We start from the raw sequence: 15,557 nt of genomic DNA on the forward strand, positions 1-15,557 counted from the left end.
GGCAGATGGCTGCCTCGAGCTGCTTACCGGGGAACCACAAAATGCGTAATGCGGGCATCCTGTCCATCCAGCTCGGCCCAGGTTTTCTCCGTTTCAAGCACTGTGATGCCACTTGTGGGATAGCTGCTGGCAGCTTCCATGTAGGCGTCCTGGTCTGAATCGCGCGATGCCAAATGCATGGCCAGGTCCTGCACACCCGGGAGGTGCGCAATAACCATCAGCGTCGTGACGGTGTCCGGCACATGATTGATGACCGACAGCATGCCGTGGGCGGATGCAGCGTACAGCCCACTCTCCAGTTTGGGAGTGGGCGCCTTGTCGCCGAGCTCGCTGCACACCCAGGTGCAGGTCTGCCGCGTTCGCAATGCACTGGAGCAGAGCATGAAGTCCGGGAGGATGCTGTTCTGGACCAGCCATTTCCCGGCCAACGGCGCCTCGCGGTGCCCACGTTCTTCCAGGGGCCTGTCATGGTCATCAATGCCACCGGGCCAATCTGCCTTGGCATGGCGCATGATGACCAGTCGCCTGATGTGATGCTCGCTCATCCCCCAACCCTATCCGTCAGCCCAAGAAGCTGTTGTTGCTGACGGAAAGAGCTGAGTCGACGAGGGGTGGGCCGCCCCAGTCCACGGGGGTATGGGGGACTAGATCGAGTATTCCGGAGCCGCCCACACAACAACTTCGGGGTGCTCATAAAAGCGGTAGCCCTGGCCGCGGACGGTGCGGACCGTGTTAGCGAGGCGTCCCAGCTTGGAACGGAGCCGACGGATGTGGACGTCGATGGTGCGCTCATTGGGAACCTCTTCGGCATTCCGCCACAATCCCTCAAGGAGTTCATCGCGCCCCACAGTGCGAGTGCCGTTCTCGACCAGGTAGTTGAGGAGTTCAAATTCCTTGAAGGTCAGGTTCAGCGATTCACCGTCAAGATGCACCTCGCGGCGTGCCAGGTCGATCAGGACACCCGTCGGGCGACTTTCGGGCGCCAACTGGGGGCGAGCTGCCTCAGCGCGCTGACGTGCGGCAACGGTGGGGTCACCAAAGGTGGAACGGACGACGTCGAGTGAGGAGCCGGGCGCATTGGCGGGAGCAACCGCTACGGCAGCGTAGCTGTCGGCGCCGGGGACCAGCGACTGGGCGTAGGCCCTGATTTCCTGGGCGAGCTTGGCAATGGAGGTTCCGGCGGCTGCCGCGGTGTCCTCGTCGATGCCCATGTAGAGGACAAAACCACGGGCGGCGGTGTCGTTGGCTACCGCCCGGATGCTGGCAGAATCGCTGATCACCGGCGTGGGTGCTGTCATGGGGCTGGTGTCTGCTGGCGGCACTGCCCGGAGCTGACCGTAGGAGGAGGGGTTCAGGCCTTGAGGAGCGATTCCCGGCGGCGGGAACGATGTGCCGGACGTTGCCGGCGCGAAGGCTGGTCGCTGCGAGAAACCCTGGCGCAGACCGCTGGCCTGGGGTGGCTTGTTGGCGTTGCGCACGGAGATGTGGACGTATCCGGATGCTACTGACATGACGTGCTACCTCAATGTGAAGGCCGGTATACCGGCTCGAATGCTGGTCTCCCCCGCGCTGGCGTCGGGGAGGGACGCCCGGCGTTGGGCAGTGGGCGAATGCCTAGGGACTTTTTGGGGTGCTTAGGGTCAGGCGTGCATTCGGCAACAATCCCTGGAGGTGGCAGCGGAGGTGCTGTACCAGGGTTCTGCGGCTGCAGGTGCTGTTGGGTTCTTGTTCACAATTGAAGTGTGCAACGTAACAATGCGAACCCGCAAGTAACAATGGACAGAATCGTCCGCATCCTGAGACAAAAATAGCCAGTGTGTTTCAGATCACCATTCAGTGAGGGGTGCGCTCAGGAACTATTAATCCCTTCCAGAGGGCAAGTAACCTCGCTCTGCGGAATATTATTCGAATCCTTTCGAATAACTTTTACTTATATTCACTTCATGGCCCGGGCCTTGAATTTCTCCCCTCATCAGCCAGGAAGTCCAGTGGACTGCCGCGAAAAGCGGAAAATGTTCTGCCTGGACCAGCATAAAATGTCGCTGGAGTGGAGCTGCACTCCAGAAATCGCCCTGCTGGCTAGTGTGGGATACACAGCGCACTCACAGGAAGCCCAAAGCTTGGGCTAACCGCAGGACCGGAGAGTTGATCCATGGCCATCTCGCACTCCACAACCAATCACCTTCCGCTGCTGAGCCACCCGGATGGTTCACCAATTCGTGCGCTGGTAGTGGACGACGAGCCGAGCCTCTCTGAGCTGATGAGCATGGGGCTGCGGATGGCGGGCTGGACAGTAGCTGTTGCGGAGGATGGACCGGAAGCGCTGGCGCTGGCGAAAGAATTCCGCCCAGATGTCCTGATCCTCGACGTTATGATTCCAGGATTTGACGGCGTTGAACTCCTCCGCAGGATCCGCGCATTCGCCCCGGAAATACCTGCCCTTTTCCTGACCGCCAAGGATGCGGTCCAGGACAGAATCACGGGCTTGGCCGCGGGCGGGGATGACTACGTCACCAAGCCATTCAGCATGGAAGAGGTCCTGCTCCGGCTGCACCGCCTAGTCCAGCGGTCAGGTGTCGCCGCCATGGACACTGCCGAGCTGGTGGTGGGAGACCTGGTCTTGAACGTGGATACCAGGGATGTCACACGGGCGGGCGAGAAACTGCAGCTCACAGCAACGCAGTTTGAGCTTCTGCGCTACCTCATGGAGAACCCCAAACGCGTCATCAGCAAGGCCCAGATTCTTGATCGTGTCTGGAACTATGACTTCGGCGGCCAGGCGAACATTGTGGAGCTCTACATTTCCTACCTGCGGAAAAAGGTCGATTCCATTCACCCGCCCATGATCCACACAGTCCGTGGCGCAGGCTACGTCATCAAGCCTGCGGACTGATCCGTGGCCACCCACCAGCACAATGCCGCACTTTCCGCCAGCGCTGCGTCCCACCAGCCAGCCCCGGCATCCTCGGGAGGGCAGGGGCCGGCCGGGACTAGCTACGCGCGCAGCTGGCGCAAACCGGCCACATGGCATCTGCGGACCCGGCTCGTCCTGGTGGCCATGGCCCTCCTGATCACCATCTGCGCCGCGATTGGCATTTCCACGTTCGCCTCGATGAACAGCTTCCTGACGGATCAGTTGGACACCCAGCTGGGCCAAGCGGCGGAACGATCCAATGATGCTGGTCGCAGGCCCCAGGGGGACGACGATGACTCCCGGCCCAATTTCCTCAATCCCGAAGTCCAGGTTGTGGGTACGCTGAGCGCCAGGATTGCCGGCGGCCAGGTCACCAGTGCCGGTTTCCTGGCAGGAAATGCCACCCGCTCGCCGCTGAGTTCCGGCGACAGGGCAAGCCTCCTGGCCCTCAGTCCTGGAGCCGGCCCATCGGACGTATCGCTGTCGGAGGGCAACTACCGTGTCGCCGCCGCACAACTGCCCACGGGAGAGGTCCTGATAACGGGCCTCCCCCTGGCAGCCAAGGAGAACACTCTCTCTTCCCTGGTGCTCACCATGGTGGTGTACTCCCTGGTCGGGTTGCTGTTGATCGGGTTGGCAGGGACTGTCCTGATCCGCCGGACCATGAAGCCGCTGGAAAAACTCTCCGATGTCGCAACACGCGTGTCCCGGCTCCCCCTGGACGCAGGTGAGGTTGCCCTCGCGGTGCGGGTCCCGCCGGTGGATGCAAACCCTGGGACAGAGGTCGGCAGTGTGGGGCACGCACTGAACCTGATGCTGGACAACGTGGCGAACGCTTTGCAGGCTCGCCAGCGTAGTGAAACCAAAGTCCGGCAGTTCGTCGCCGATGCTTCCCATGAACTCCGTACCCCCCTGACCGCCATCCGCGGGTACACGGACCTGATGCGCATGACAGAGAAGTTCACGCCCGACGGCGAACGCTCACTTGCACGGGTCCGCAGCCAGTCCGAGCGCATGACCACGCTAGTGGAAGATCTCCTGCTGTTGGCGCGCCTGGACGAGGGGCAGCCACTCAAGCTTGGGGAGGTGGACCTTTCGCAGCTGGTGGTGGAGTCCGTCAGTGACGAGAAAGTCATTGCCCGGCAACACCTATGGACCCTCGACCTCCCGGCGGATCCTGTCCTGGTGCGCGGGGACGCGGCCCAGCTGCAGCAGGTCCTGATCAATCTGCTCTCCAACGCGCGCAAACACACTGCGCCAGGCACTACCGTCAGGAGCCGGGTCCGGGTTGATGGATTTTTTGCCGAGCTGACCGTGACGGACGACGGCGGGGGCATCGATCCGGCCTTTGTGGACCAGGCATTTGCCCGTTTTGCGCGGGCAGACCCATCCCGCAAGGGGCTGGGGGCACCTGCTGGCGCCAGTGGCGCAGAGGGCACAAGCGGCTTGGGGCTCTCCATAGTGCAGTCGATTGTGGAGGCGCATGGCGGGACTGTAAGTCTGTCCTCCCGGCCAGGAAACACTGTTTTTACCCTCCGGATCCCCTTGCTCGCAGACGCAGGCTGACATAGCGCAAGCCAACCCACCGTCGTCGTGATCTCTGTTACCAAAACGTGACTTAATCGTCTAGGTCCGGTAGCGTGAAAGACGTGCGGATTCCCAACTATCCGCGTACCCGGAGGTTTGCCGAGCTCTGCCGCCGTCCGGTGACCGCATGATCAGGCAGAGACGGGGGACCCACAGTCCCGGGCGTTTCCAGTCGCCCTAGGGGTGAAGTTGACTCGGCTTCCCGCCGAGCCGCCGGATGACCTCATCCGAACCCGACAGCTAACTCCGCAGGCATGAGAGGCCCCAAAACCATGTCTGAACAGCAGAAGACGATTGTTCCTGCCCCCGCCGAACCCAAGGCGCATGGACGTCGCAAACTCCGCTCCGAACCTCAGCGCAGCACCGTGGGCAAGCGCGCTGCCCTTGCCGTCACCGCCGGTGCGTTGCTCTGCGGTGTTGTTGCAGCTGGCCAGGCAATAGATCCAGGGCCGTCCTCGGCACTGCTGGATGCTGTGAGCGAGGTTGCCGGTACACCCGAGGCCAGCAACCAGCCCAACGTGCAGGCCGCGCCAGCAGAGAACCAGCCTGCCCAGACGCCAGAACCAGCGACTCCGTCAGCGGATGCGGCACCCATCGCACCGCAGGCCGCAGCCCAGAATCCGATTACCGGGGCTGACGTTCCCGTTGTACCTGCGCAGGAGCCTGCAGCCACGGCCGAGGCGGCACCTGTTGCCCCGGCAGAACCAGCAGTGGAGCCCGCTCCAGCGGTTGCCGTGGATGATCCCGCTGGCGCCCAGGCCTACGCTGCCGGCCAGCTCGGTTCCTACGGATGGAGCGCAGACCAGATGCAGTGCCTGGTGACGCTGTGGACCAAAGAATCCGACTGGAGTACCACCGCAACAAACTCCAGCAGCGGCGCCTACGGCATTGTGCAATCCCTGCCGGCAGAGAAGATGGCCAGCGCTGGGGCTGACTACCTCACCAATTACCAGACGCAGATCAACTGGGGGCTGGGCTACATCAAGGACCGCTACCAGTCCCCCTGCGGCGCCCTGAGCTTCCACCTCTCCAACAACTGGTACTAGAGCGGGCATCCTTTTTTGCCAGCACGGCCCCTAGGCCGCCGCGGAAGGCTAGCCGGCGATCCCATAAAGCCGGTCCCCGGCGTCGCCCAGGCCGGGGACAATGTAAGACTTTTCGTTGAGGCGCTCGTCAATCGAGGCAAGGACCACCGTGACGTTGGCGTCGGCCAGTTCTTCTTCCAGGGCAGCCAGACCTTCCGGCGCTGCCAAGAGGCAGATGAAGGTGACGTCCGAGGCGCCGCGCTTGAACAGGAACTTGATCGCTTCGCGCAGCGTGCCGCCCGTGGCCAGCATGGGATCAAGGACGAAGATCTGACGGTTGGTCAGGTCCTCGGGAAGCCGTTCGGCGTAGGTGATGATGTCAAGGGTCTCCTCGTCCCTGGCCATCCCCAGGAAACCTACCTCGGCGGTGGGGACCAGCTTGGTCATGCCCTCCAGCATCCCGAGCCCGGCACGTAGGATCGGCACCACCAGGGGGGTGGGCTTGGTGAACGCCGTGCCTATGGTGGTGGACACCGGGGTTTCGATAGTGACGGGCTGCGTGCGGACATCGCGCGTGGCCTCATAGGCCAGGAGGGTCACCAGCTCCTCTGTCAGCTGGCGGAACACGGGCGAGGGGGTGTTCTTATCCCGCAAAACGGTCAGTTTGTGGGCAACCAGGGGGTGGTCAACAAGGATTGTGCGCATAGGTTCAAAAATACCATCCGGCAGCGGAACTACTCCCCGGAAGCAGGCCTGTCACGCATGATGGGACGGTCAAAGGAGGGCGTAGGTCCGGAGCGCTCGCGGCGCCGGAACATGTGGAAGGCGCGGTGCGCCACAATCACCACCACCACCCAGGCGAGGCCCAGCAGCCAGGCTGCGACCACGTCGGTGAGCCAGTGATGGCCCAGGAATACGCGACTGATGCCCATTCCCACAATAAATGCTGCCCCTGCGGTGATGGCGGTGATACGGATCCATCGGGTGTGGAACTGCAGGCAGATCAGGTAAACCAGCACTCCAATCAGGACCGTGGCGTTGAGTGTGTGCCCGCTGGGGAAAGAAGGCGACGTCTCATAGGGAGGCACCGCGTCGGCGGTGTCCGGGCGGGCCCGGCCGATCAGTATTTTGCCGGCAGTTGTTGCAGCCAGCGAGACGGCCGCAGAGGCCACCATCAAAAGTAATGGACGCCAGCTGCGGCTCAGGAACGTCAGCCAGGCGGTGAGCAGTAACGCCAGGATGGGCATCCCAATGGTGCCGCCCACGTTGGTGAATGCTGTGACAGCCGAGTCAAGCCCAGGGCTTCGCAAGGTTATTGCCGTCTCAAGGACAGGCTCGTCCAGGGCGGCCAGGCCATCTGCCTCGACCACGCTTTCATAGACTTCAGCACCGCCGACCGTCAGGAGCACCACAACGAATCCGCCCAGGACAAGGGTTATCCAGAGGGCCGCGTAAGGCTTGAACCAGCGGTCCAACGCGTCTTTCAGGGTGTTCACGGGGCCTCCCGGCACTGTCATTTCACTGGTTGGAGATCATCAGAAACTATCATTGAGCCATGGTCCCGGCAGAGCAGCAACGCAGTGAATGGATGGGCCTGGCCCTCACCGAAGCCCGGCTGGCCCTCGCAACCGCTGACGTTCCCATCGGCGCAGTGGTGGTTGGCCCTGACGGGACAGTGCTGGGAACCGGCCGCAATGAACGCGAGGCACATGGGGATCCCACAGCCCATGCGGAGGTCCTTGCTATCCGGCAAGCCGCAGCCCAGCTGCGGCGCATCGCTGCTGGTGCCCGCCACGCTGGTTCCGCTGTTACCGGTGCAGACGACACCGGTGCAGATGCCACAGGTGGAGTGGGCGCCCTGCCTGATGGCTGGCGCCTGACGGACTGCACACTGGTGGTGACGCTGGAGCCGTGCGCCATGTGCGCCGGGGCCATTGTCCTGGCCCGGATTCCACGTGTGGTTTTTGGTGCATGGGACGAGAAGGCGGGTGCTGCGGGAAGCGTGTTCGACGTGCTCCGCGAGCGCAGGCTCAACCACTGGGTGGAGGTCTACGCCGGGGTTCGGGAAGAGGAGTCAGCCGCGCTGCTGCGTGACTTTTTTGCCGGCCACAGAAGCTGAGCGGGCGCAGGTCTCGTGACCGCTGGACACGGCCGGGAGCGGCTCAGGTGCACCCGGGGCCACGTCAGGTAGTGGGCATGTCCAACGAGAACGAGGCCCACGCGTCCGGGTGCTCACGGAGTGTGACGTCCAGTCCTGCCAGGTGCGGCCCATCCACTGTGGCTTTCATCTGCTCGGCCACCGTGACTGCAATGTACTGGGCCAGCGCCTCGGTGGTGGTCAGCTTGCCGGCGAAGGCAGGATGCTCGTCCAGGTTGCGGTAGTTCAGGTCATCAAGGATCTCCTTGATGATGGCGTCAGCCTCACCGATGTCCAGGACAATGGCGTTCTCATTCAACTCACGACGCCGGAAGCTCACCTCCGCGACAAACGTGGCGCCGTGCATGCCCTGGGCTGGGCCGAAAGCTTCACGGGGAAGGCTATGGGCGATCATGAAGTGGCTGCGGACTGTCAGGCTGAACATGGTGGGGCCTCTTTGGGATGGGTCGACGTGGGTGAGATTTCTAGGGCGAAAAACTGGGGCGCTCAAGCCGTGGTTTTCCAGGTGCGCTTGCCAGGGTTCGGTCTTCAGGAAGCGGTCCTCTGGAAGCGGTCCGCACTGGGCGGGGAGCTAACCTGCCGCAGGATATTCAATGACGTGGCACAGGGCCGGTAGTTTTCCGTTCGCAAGCCGCTGGACGACGTCGGGCAGGTCATTAAACGCTGAGGTGCCGGTGAGGAAGGCATCAAACACGGGGTCCTTGAGCAAATTGAGTGAAAGGTTCAGCCTGTCGGTGGTGGTCCGGCGGAAGCGGCGTGCAGTGGCCACCATGCCCACCTGGCTGGCGCGGATGGAGAGTCGCCGGGCGTGGAAGTCCTCCCCCAACGGAATTGTCACGGAACGATTGGCGTACCAGGACATCTCGATGACGTCGCTATCGTCCCCGGCAATCTGCAGGGCGCGTTCCAGGCCCTCCTGGCGCGCGGAGCAGTGAAACACCATGTCGTTGTCGGACAGGGCATCGTCCGGGTGCGCGAAGTCCACGCCGAGTGCCTCTGCAAAGTCTTCTTTTGCAGGATTCACGTCAAGGAGCTGCAGGCGCTCCAGTGGGAAGGTCCTCAGCAGGGTGGCTACCATACCGCCCACTAGCCCCGCACCGACCACTGCAACCCGGTCCCCCAGGCGAGGGCCGCCCTCCCAGAGTGCGTTGACTGCCGTTTCCACCGTCCCGGTGAGTACTGCCCGGCGGGATGGAACGGCGTCGGGGATTCTGATGAGGGCGCTCAAGGGCGCGATGTAGAGGTCCTGGTGCGGGTTGAGGCAAAAAACACGCTGCCCAACCCAGTCCGCTGGGCCCTGTTCCACGATGCCCACGGAGAGGTAGCCGAACTTCACAGGCCCCGGAAAGGAGCCGTCCTGGCGAGGCGCGCTCATGGCTTCGGCGACGCGGGGCGGCACCTGGCCGGCATGGACCACCATTTCCGTACCCCGGCTGATTCCTGAATACAGGGTCCTGACTAGTGCTTCTCCAGCCCCCAGGGCCGGAAGTGTCTCGGTCCTGAGCTCTCCCTGGCCGACGTCGGTGGTCCAGTATGCGGTGGCCTGAAGCTCATCGTTAGCAGTAGTCATGGTGATTATGAATCTAGCCGTGTGCGCGCTGGCGTGGAAGTCCGCAGCCAGGCTTCAGCTGGCAGCGTGGTGGGCTGCACGGTCGGCTGCACGGGCAGTCGCCTACGCGCGTCGGGCGCCGTTTTGGGGAAGCGGCGCCTGCTCCGGTAACCTAGTCAGGTTGGTGACGTGTCCGAGCGGCCGAAGGTGCAACACTCGAAATGTTGTTTGGTGAAAGCCAACGTGGGTTCAAATCCCACCGTCACCGCGATTGAGAAAGGCCCCGCCTCCCTTGTAAACAAAGGGAAGCGGGGCTTTTTGTTTTGCCCGGAAAGCGCGTGCGGTGACACAGCGGTACGGCGCGCGCGGAAATTTGCCGTTCGCGGGACCGGCATGGCACACGAGGCATCAGTTAGTCTGTCCGGATGGCTGAAGTGAGTATCCGTTGGGCTGATGTTAAGGATGCATATGGAGTGGCCACAGTTCATGTGGCGTCGTGGCGATCCGCATATCCTGGACTCATCGCACAGCACATCCTGGATGGCCTGAGCATCTCAACAAGGGCGGAGGCCTGGACTCGGCTTCTTTCGGAGCTTGCCTTCCCTAGTTACGCAGGCCCCGCGGGAACAAAACCGCACCGGCTGCTCATAGCGGAGTGTGGCAACAGGATCGTCGGCTGGGCAAGTTTTGGGGCTGGCCGGGACGAGGGCTCGAGCGATCAGGGTGAGCTTGCCGGGCTCTACGTACATCCGGATTTTTGGTCCAAAAAGGTTGGGCACGCGTTGATGCTCAACGTCGAACAGGAACTTGCGGCTGACGGTTTTCAGTCCGCGTACCTGTGGGTACTTTTTGGCAACGACCGGGCAGCCTCGTTTTACGAAAGCCATGGCTGGCGCACTGACGGCGGAGAAAAAATTGGTGATGCGGGCGGTACGACCGAACTTCGAGAGGTGCGCCACGTGACAGCCCTGAATTCAGCAAAACCACCCACTAGCTCCGCGTAGGCGAGAACACGCCAGGTGTCCAGGCTGCACTGAACCGCAGCTCAGGGATGAAAAGGATCTGCGGTGGGTAGGAGGACGATTCTCCTTGCCACCATGACCGCTAGTCTTCTGGCAGTGAAGCTGGGTCTCGCCTTGGACTGGGAGCAGGACTCAGGCGTTCTTCTAGGTTCCATCATGGATCCGTGCCGTTCTTAAGTCGTCTAGCGGACCCTTTAATCCAGCATGGTTGAAGAATGCGGGTGGCGTCCAAACATCCAATCAGCCCCAAGGCCATATATGCCATCAAACCCAGACCAATAAGGCCGAAAAAGGTTGGGGCAGCCCAAGCAGCCCGTCCATAAACGTCTCTCCACCGAGAAATTACCCAGCAGCAACATCGGAAACATAAAGCCCCATTGTGGAGAGGCACCCGAATACTCAAGGTAGTCCACCCGCGTGTCCTCCCGACGGCATCGCGGGAGGAAGGTGGAATTTGTCGCTACACGTGGCAAGGGAAGAGCCCGACGCTGGGATATTCCAAACGTTCGGGCATCAAGCTTTTCCCTAACTGGTACATAGTTCTTGGCACCGGAGATGATAGCAGGAACAAAAATGCACGTTAGAGGCCGTTCATGAGCGTCTCTCCGCATGAGACTTGGTTAATTGATTTTTCAACCTGATCGGTTGGTGTCGTGATGCTGACATCATAGATGTACCAGGTGCTCTGTCCGTAAATGGGCTGACTGTAGTCAACTCGTATTTTTCCCTCAGACTTGTGCATCCAGTTTGCAGTTTTCAGGACACCTTTTTGACCGGGAGGAATATGGGCGGTCAAGGTATTGGTCACGGAGGTCGAGTGAGACCAGTTGTAGCCTCCAGTAAGACCAGCAGTGAGCCAATTCTTAGCCCCCGAGAGGGACCCTCCTATAGACCAACCAGTGGTCCACGTCTCCGTCTGGGCTTCGGCTAAATCAAGGTCCCGCGTTCCGCCAGAACAATTGGAGACCGTAATTCCATTGGCTTTCCAGTCTGGGTAGTCCGAGCTGCTTCCTTCCTCGAAGGTGCACCCGTTGAGGTAGATCGTGTACCCAGTTCCACCGTGGTTCCATCCTTCGCCACTGCAGTCTTGCTCCAACTGCTCACGCGTAGGGGCATCCTCTGCATGTGCCGGCGAGATAGGCCCGAGCACCCCAAAAAACAGTGCTGATACCGCTGCAACCATCCCGGTGCGGGTAACGGCTTTCCGCAAGTTATTAGGCATTCTCTTCAACCCCTTCTAGCGTCCTTCAATGTGTAGCTATGACGTAATCACCACACTCCCAGCCACCACGCGGCCCTACAACGGTTCAAAGGAATGATTAGCCCTACGGCTAAAGCTCGACGGGACGACCCCCAGTACTCCCACCGTGTTCAAAGCGCCGGATGCCTTCGGACCCCACCCGGACGTCACAACTTCTTGGCGTCCGGGTGCCAGGCGATCGGGTGTGCAGCCGCAGTAGAGGCAGATCGCGACGGATCCTTGCCTCGTGCCCGTTACACCGGGCTAATTCTCGGCTGTTGGGCTCGATAGCGACGCTGTTGCTGCCTACCTATTTTTCCTGTTTTTCCCAGTTCGGTGACCTCGGAACTGTTGCGGACAGAGGAGAGAACTCCCCATGGCACTGCTGCCCGCCTACGCCTACGATTGCGGAGGGTCGCTCGATCCTTTCAGTTACTTTCTTGGGGAAAAGGATCTCACCTATGCCGTTGCCGCGACCCGCCGCCCACCATCCGATTCGAAACCGAAACCAGGGGCCGTGGGCCATCTTGGCGGCCGTTGTCCTGGTCGCCGCGAGCCTCTTCGCTGGCGCGACGCCCGCTTCGGCTGCAACATACTCTTTCAAGGGCGTGGTCAAAGGGAAACTGACAGCCACCGCAACGGCAACTGTGCTGGGCGACGTGTGGGTGGGGGCCTATACCAACGACGACCGGGCCTCTTTTGTCGCCGGCGCATGGTCTGCTCCAGATGGGTCCTATAGTTTCGCCGTACCCTCTGCAGGTAGTTACAAAATATGGACCACCTGCAGCAGCGGACCCTGCTCCGCCACCTATGCCGACGAGTGGAACGCAAACAAGTCCAGCTCCTACGGTTCGACGCCTGTTGCCGTCACCGAGGCTGCCCCCACCACCACGTACAACCCTCAGCTGGAAGCTTTCGGCAGCATGAGTGGCCAGGTGAAAAATCAGGCCGGCCAGCCGCTGACAGACGTGACTGTCTCAGCTTCCCCGGCCGGCGGAGGACAAGTCAGCAGCACAAAGCCAGACGCCAATGGCTACTTCACCCTCACTAAAATTCCACCCAATCAGGCATACATCAACGTCCGCGACGAGTCGGGTCAGCGTCTCTACCTGGAGCAGTACTGGAACGGTACCGGAACCGTAGACACCTACACGGGCGCTAACGTCCCATCCGGGGTCAAATGGACCAACGTGAACTTCATTCTTAAGAATGAGACCATCATCGAGGCCACCGTCATCGATCCCGCGGGCGCACCGATTGCCGGTGTTGGGTACATCCCGTGGGTCTACAATGACCAATCGGGAGCCTGGGACGGACCACAGCTGGGCCCCCTTACGTCGGATGCGAAGGGCAAGATTTACTGGCGCATGGAAGTGGGCAAGAAATACAAGCTGTGTGTCTCAGACAATGTCTACGAGGGCGCGCCCCGCGAAAAGCGGTACACATCCGAGTGCTACGACAACACGGCCGCCAAAGACACGGCGACCGTTCTGACAGCAGCCGCTGCCGGGCAGCGTGTGAAACTAACCATGCAGTTAGACGTTGCAGGGCTATCGTTGACCCCTTCCAGGCCATTCGTTTATGGTTCTGCCCGGGCCGGCGAGAAACTGACCGTTGATCCCGGTATTTGGGGGCCAGCTCCGGTGGCCCTCTCCTACAAGTGGCAGCGTTCGAAGGACAACGGCGAGCTCCAGGATATTGCGGGCGTCACTGCGACGGTCTACGTGCCCACTGCCGCCGATGCTGGGTACGACATCTGGGCAAGAGTCACCGGCACCAAAGCAGGCTACGTTCCGCACGACAACACAGCGCACGCTGGAAAATCAGGTGCAGATGCCGTTACTGCTTCTAAACCATTCACCATTTCGGGCACGCCAAGCGTCGGCAACACCCTGACCATTGACCATGGCACTTTGAGCCCCGCTCCTGATTTTGGCCCCTACTACGATTGGTTCGTTGCCGGGGTCCAGGACTACAGAACAAACGGACCTTCATTTGTTATCCAAACCTCCGACGCCGGCAAAAAAATCACCGCCCGGCTCAGCGTTTACGACTGGCCCCTTGAGCCATACCAGGGCCAAGCTTCTGTCACCGTGGCAGCAGGCACCCTAACAGCGCCAGTTCCCGCCATCTCAGGGACAGCGAAAGTCGGCTCAGTACTCACAACCACGCCAGGAAACTGGGGCCCCGCGCCCGTGACATTGACCTATCAATGGTTCCGCAGCGGAGTTTCGGTCACAGGTGCAACCTCCGCTACCTACACCTTGACTGCAACGGATCTAGGCAAAGCCATGACCGTCCGCACCACCGGAACCAAAACCGGATTTACGACAGCAGCCAAGACTTCAGCCGCGACCCCAACCGTGGCAGCAGGCACCCTAACAGCGCCAGTTCCCACCATCTCAGGGACAGCGAAAGTCGGCTCAGTACTCACAACCACGCCAGGAACCTGGGGCCCCGCACCCGTGACATTGACCTATCAATGGTTCCGCAGCGGAGTTTCGGTCACAGGTGCAACCTCCGCTACCTACACCTTGACTGCAACGGATCTAGGCAAAGCCATGACCGTCCGCACCACCGGAACCAAAACCGGATTTACGACAGCAGCCAAGACTTCAGCCGCGACCCCCACCGTGGCAGCAGGCACCCTAACAGCGCCAGTTCCCACCATCTCAGGGACAGCGAAAGTCGGCTCAGTACTCACAACCACGCCAGGAAACTGGGGCCCCGCACCCGTGACATTGACCTATCAATGGTTCCGCGGAAGCGCCGCCATTTCGGGCGCCACGGCCCCAACGTACACACTGATTGCAACGGACAAGGGAAGCGCTATCAAAGTACGCGTATCAGGCGCCAAAACCGCGTACACCACGCTAGTGCGATACTCCGTGGCCACCACGCTGATCGGCTGACCTGCCGAAGCAGGAAGTACCTCTTTATGGCAGCGGTAGTCGATGCAGACTGCTCCACCCACTCACTGCGAGAAGGGGACCCGCCGCGACATTTCTGGACAAGCGTCATGGGGGTAAAGATCAAACCGGTTTGGCTAGTTTTAGCCTGGTGCAAAATTTCGGCGGTTACCATTGAACTGAAAGTCACACACTATATGGGGGTCTAGAGTGCGCGAATCAAATATAGGAGCGGAAGCCCGCTGGGCAACGGCTGCTGAGAGAGCAGAAAACGTCACCGATGCAGGTATTGGGGCCGGTGTCCGCCGATACTTCCTTTTCCAGTTTCCACTGATTCTTATCTGTGCGTGTGGTGCTGGATTCTTCCTTGCGTCCTTTTGGCCGGAGATTGAAGGGACTTTCCTTCGATCCTGGGTGTATCTGGGCTCGGTTCTGGCGGGACTAGGAGTCATAGTCATTGGCTTGATTTATGGGGAAAAAAACATCGGACCACGGGTCCAGCCCCAGGGGGTCGGTATTACAACCGGCCTGGAACCTGCCGAGGTAAAGCATGTCCGACGGCAGATCCTGGGAACAAAGCCGGTAGAAGTCCAGCATGCGGCACTCCTCCGTGGTGCCGCTATCGAAATTCGCGGCCGCCTGGCCAAACAGCTAGTCCTGTCACCTGGGTTGTTTATCTACTTTTGCGGCCAAGTAATATCCAGAGGGATTTCATCCGCACTTGATATCGGAGTTCTTGTCCTTTTGCTGGGAATGGGAATCGTTTACCTGTTCTTGGTCCGCCAGTTTCTCCAGACCGGGAAATTCGTCCACGCGATGGGGTCTGCAACAGTGGAACAACCCATCGAACGGACCTGAAAAAGAAGATCATCGGCAAAGCCAGCGCAGCGGATCCATTGCGCGTGTGGTGTGTGCAAACCCGCAGCAAGCTCATTCCAATGATTCGGGAACTCGAAGCGTAGGTTAACGGCCGCACGGTCGCGAAAAGTACCCAGCGCCATTTTCCGAAAGCGATCGCGAGGAAGACCCCGTTGGCAGGAGCGCCAGCAAAGACCGGGTATTCTTGGCTGCCGTGGCACAAGTCCACCTGACCCGACAGGAACCGATGTTCGTGATCACCTTGTACAGCCACCGCGGGGTCCGCACAGCCCGC

14 protein-coding genes, 1 tRNA gene and 1 riboswitch are annotated in these 15,557 nt (G+C 60.9%); of the genes, 8 read left to right on the top strand and 7 right to left on the bottom strand.

What is annotated here, in order from left to right:
* Window positions 1-23 precede the first annotated feature (23 nt).
* Together QMG79_RS08075 and QMG79_RS08080 are read right to left on the bottom strand one after the other, a co-directional pair.
* Window positions 24-545, bottom strand: coding sequence for a SixA phosphatase family protein (locus QMG79_RS08075; RefSeq protein ID WP_283538088.1), 522 nt, complete (start codon window positions 543-545; stop codon window positions 24-26).
* A 99-nt stretch (window positions 546-644) separates the two neighbouring features.
* Window positions 645-1,511: a winged helix-turn-helix domain-containing protein gene (locus QMG79_RS08080; protein ID WP_283538089.1), complete on the bottom strand. Its 867-nt coding sequence runs from the start codon at window positions 1,509-1,511 to the stop codon at window positions 645-647.
* A gap of 641 nt (window positions 1,512-2,152) precedes the next feature.
* On the opposite strand from QMG79_RS08080, the gene QMG79_RS08085 reads away from it, so the two are divergent.
* The 3 genes from QMG79_RS08085 (at window position 2,153) to QMG79_RS08095 (ending at window position 5,547) form a co-directional block, all read left to right on the top strand.
* Complete coding sequence (locus QMG79_RS08085) at window positions 2,153-2,893, top strand: response regulator transcription factor (RefSeq protein ID WP_283538090.1); 741 nt, start codon at window positions 2,153-2,155, stop codon at window positions 2,891-2,893.
* A gap of 138 nt (window positions 2,894-3,031) precedes the next feature.
* Entirely contained in the window at window positions 3,032-4,480 is a 1,449-nt protein-coding gene (locus tag QMG79_RS08090; RefSeq protein ID WP_283538685.1) for a HAMP domain-containing sensor histidine kinase, read from the top strand.
* Between the two features lie 118 nt (window positions 4,481-4,598).
* Window positions 4,599-4,763, top strand: a riboswitch (cyclic di-AMP (ydaO/yuaA leader).
* 10 nt (window positions 4,764-4,773) lie between these two features.
* A complete protein-coding gene (locus QMG79_RS08095; protein WP_283538091.1) occupies window positions 4,774-5,547 on the top strand; it encodes an aggregation-promoting factor C-terminal-like domain-containing protein in 774 nt (257 codons plus the stop codon).
* A gap of 48 nt (window positions 5,548-5,595) precedes the next feature.
* On the opposite strand, the gene upp is transcribed toward QMG79_RS08095, so the two are convergent.
* Window positions 5,596-6,231, bottom strand: a complete 636-nt coding sequence (gene upp, locus QMG79_RS08100) for a uracil phosphoribosyltransferase (protein WP_283538092.1) — start codon at window positions 6,229-6,231, stop codon at window positions 5,596-5,598.
* Window positions 6,232-6,260: 29 nt separating this feature from the next.
* Window positions 6,261-7,022 carry a phosphatase PAP2 family protein gene (locus QMG79_RS08105; protein WP_502934722.1) on the bottom strand — a complete coding sequence of 254 codons (762 nt, stop codon included), beginning with the start codon at window positions 7,020-7,022 and terminating at the stop codon, window positions 6,261-6,263.
* Between the two features lie 59 nt (window positions 7,023-7,081).
* Between QMG79_RS08105 and QMG79_RS08110 the strand changes: the two genes are divergently transcribed.
* On the top strand, window positions 7,082-7,645 hold the full coding sequence (locus tag QMG79_RS08110) for a nucleoside deaminase (RefSeq protein ID WP_283538094.1): 564 nt from the start codon (window positions 7,082-7,084) through the stop codon (window positions 7,643-7,645).
* A gap of 64 nt (window positions 7,646-7,709) precedes the next feature.
* On the opposite strand, the gene QMG79_RS08115 is transcribed toward QMG79_RS08110, so the two are convergent.
* Both QMG79_RS08115 and QMG79_RS08120 read right to left on the bottom strand, forming a co-directional pair.
* Window positions 7,710-8,108: a 6-pyruvoyl trahydropterin synthase family protein gene (locus QMG79_RS08115; RefSeq protein WP_283538095.1), complete on the bottom strand. Its 399-nt coding sequence runs from the start codon at window positions 8,106-8,108 to the stop codon at window positions 7,710-7,712.
* Window positions 8,109-8,255: 147 nt separating this feature from the next.
* Window positions 8,256-9,254 (bottom strand): zinc-dependent alcohol dehydrogenase, encoded by a 999-nt coding sequence (locus QMG79_RS08120; RefSeq protein WP_283538096.1) that lies wholly within the window; start codon window positions 9,252-9,254, stop codon window positions 8,256-8,258.
* Window positions 9,255-9,416: 162 nt separating this feature from the next.
* On the opposite strand from QMG79_RS08120, the gene QMG79_RS08125 reads away from it, so the two are divergent.
* Both QMG79_RS08125 and QMG79_RS08130 read left to right on the top strand, forming a co-directional pair.
* A tRNA-Ser gene (locus QMG79_RS08125) sits at window positions 9,417-9,501 on the top strand.
* 157 nt (window positions 9,502-9,658) lie between these two features.
* Complete coding sequence (locus QMG79_RS08130) at window positions 9,659-10,237, top strand: GNAT family N-acetyltransferase (RefSeq protein ID WP_283538097.1); 579 nt, start codon at window positions 9,659-9,661, stop codon at window positions 10,235-10,237.
* 598 nt (window positions 10,238-10,835) lie between these two features.
* Here the strand turns inward: QMG79_RS08130 and QMG79_RS08135 are convergent.
* Window positions 10,836-11,477 carry a hypothetical protein gene (locus QMG79_RS08135; protein ID WP_283538098.1) on the bottom strand — a complete coding sequence of 214 codons (642 nt, stop codon included), beginning with the start codon at window positions 11,475-11,477 and terminating at the stop codon, window positions 10,836-10,838.
* A gap of 479 nt (window positions 11,478-11,956) precedes the next feature.
* On the opposite strand from QMG79_RS08135, the gene QMG79_RS08140 reads away from it, so the two are divergent.
* Window positions 11,957-14,407, top strand: coding sequence for a carboxypeptidase regulatory-like domain-containing protein (locus QMG79_RS08140; RefSeq protein WP_283538099.1), 2,451 nt, complete (start codon window positions 11,957-11,959; stop codon window positions 14,405-14,407).
* A gap of 207 nt (window positions 14,408-14,614) precedes the next feature.
* Complete coding sequence (locus tag QMG79_RS08145) at window positions 14,615-15,262, top strand: hypothetical protein (RefSeq protein ID WP_283538100.1); 648 nt, start codon at window positions 14,615-14,617, stop codon at window positions 15,260-15,262.
* Window positions 15,263-15,557 lie beyond the last annotated feature (295 nt).

This window comes from Pseudarthrobacter sp. PS3-L1 (genome assembly GCF_030063285.1).
In the GTDB taxonomy this organism is placed as follows: domain Bacteria; phylum Actinomycetota; class Actinomycetes; order Actinomycetales; family Micrococcaceae; genus Arthrobacter.

Bases quoted from the DNA above. Each gene is read 5' to 3' on its own strand.
- QMG79_RS08110 (WP_283538094.1), top strand. From the start codon at position 7,082: ATGGTCCCGGCAGAGCAGCAACGCAGTGAATGGATGGGCCTGGCCCTC.
- QMG79_RS08140 (WP_283538099.1), top strand. From the start codon at position 11,957: ATGCCGTTGCCGCGACCCGCCGCCCACCATCCGATTCGAAACCGAAAC.
- QMG79_RS08075 (WP_283538088.1), bottom strand. From the start codon at position 545: ATGAGCGAGCATCACATCAGGCGACTGGTCATCATGCGCCATGCCAAG.
- QMG79_RS08135 (WP_283538098.1), bottom strand. From the start codon at position 11,477: ATGCCTAATAACTTGCGGAAAGCCGTTACCCGCACCGGGATGGTTGCA.
- QMG79_RS08085 (WP_283538090.1), top strand. From the start codon at position 2,153: ATGGCCATCTCGCACTCCACAACCAATCACCTTCCGCTGCTGAGCCAC.
- QMG79_RS08120 (WP_283538096.1), bottom strand. From the start codon at position 9,254: ATGACTACTGCTAACGATGAGCTTCAGGCCACCGCATACTGGACCACC.
- upp (WP_283538092.1), bottom strand. From the start codon at position 6,231: ATGCGCACAATCCTTGTTGACCACCCCCTGGTTGCCCACAAACTGACC.
- QMG79_RS08095 (WP_283538091.1), top strand. From the start codon at position 4,774: ATGTCTGAACAGCAGAAGACGATTGTTCCTGCCCCCGCCGAACCCAAG.
- QMG79_RS08115 (WP_283538095.1), bottom strand. From the start codon at position 8,108: ATGTTCAGCCTGACAGTCCGCAGCCACTTCATGATCGCCCATAGCCTT.
- QMG79_RS08080 (WP_283538089.1), bottom strand. From the start codon at position 1,511: ATGTCAGTAGCATCCGGATACGTCCACATCTCCGTGCGCAACGCCAAC.
- QMG79_RS08130 (WP_283538097.1), top strand. From the start codon at position 9,659: ATGGCTGAAGTGAGTATCCGTTGGGCTGATGTTAAGGATGCATATGGA.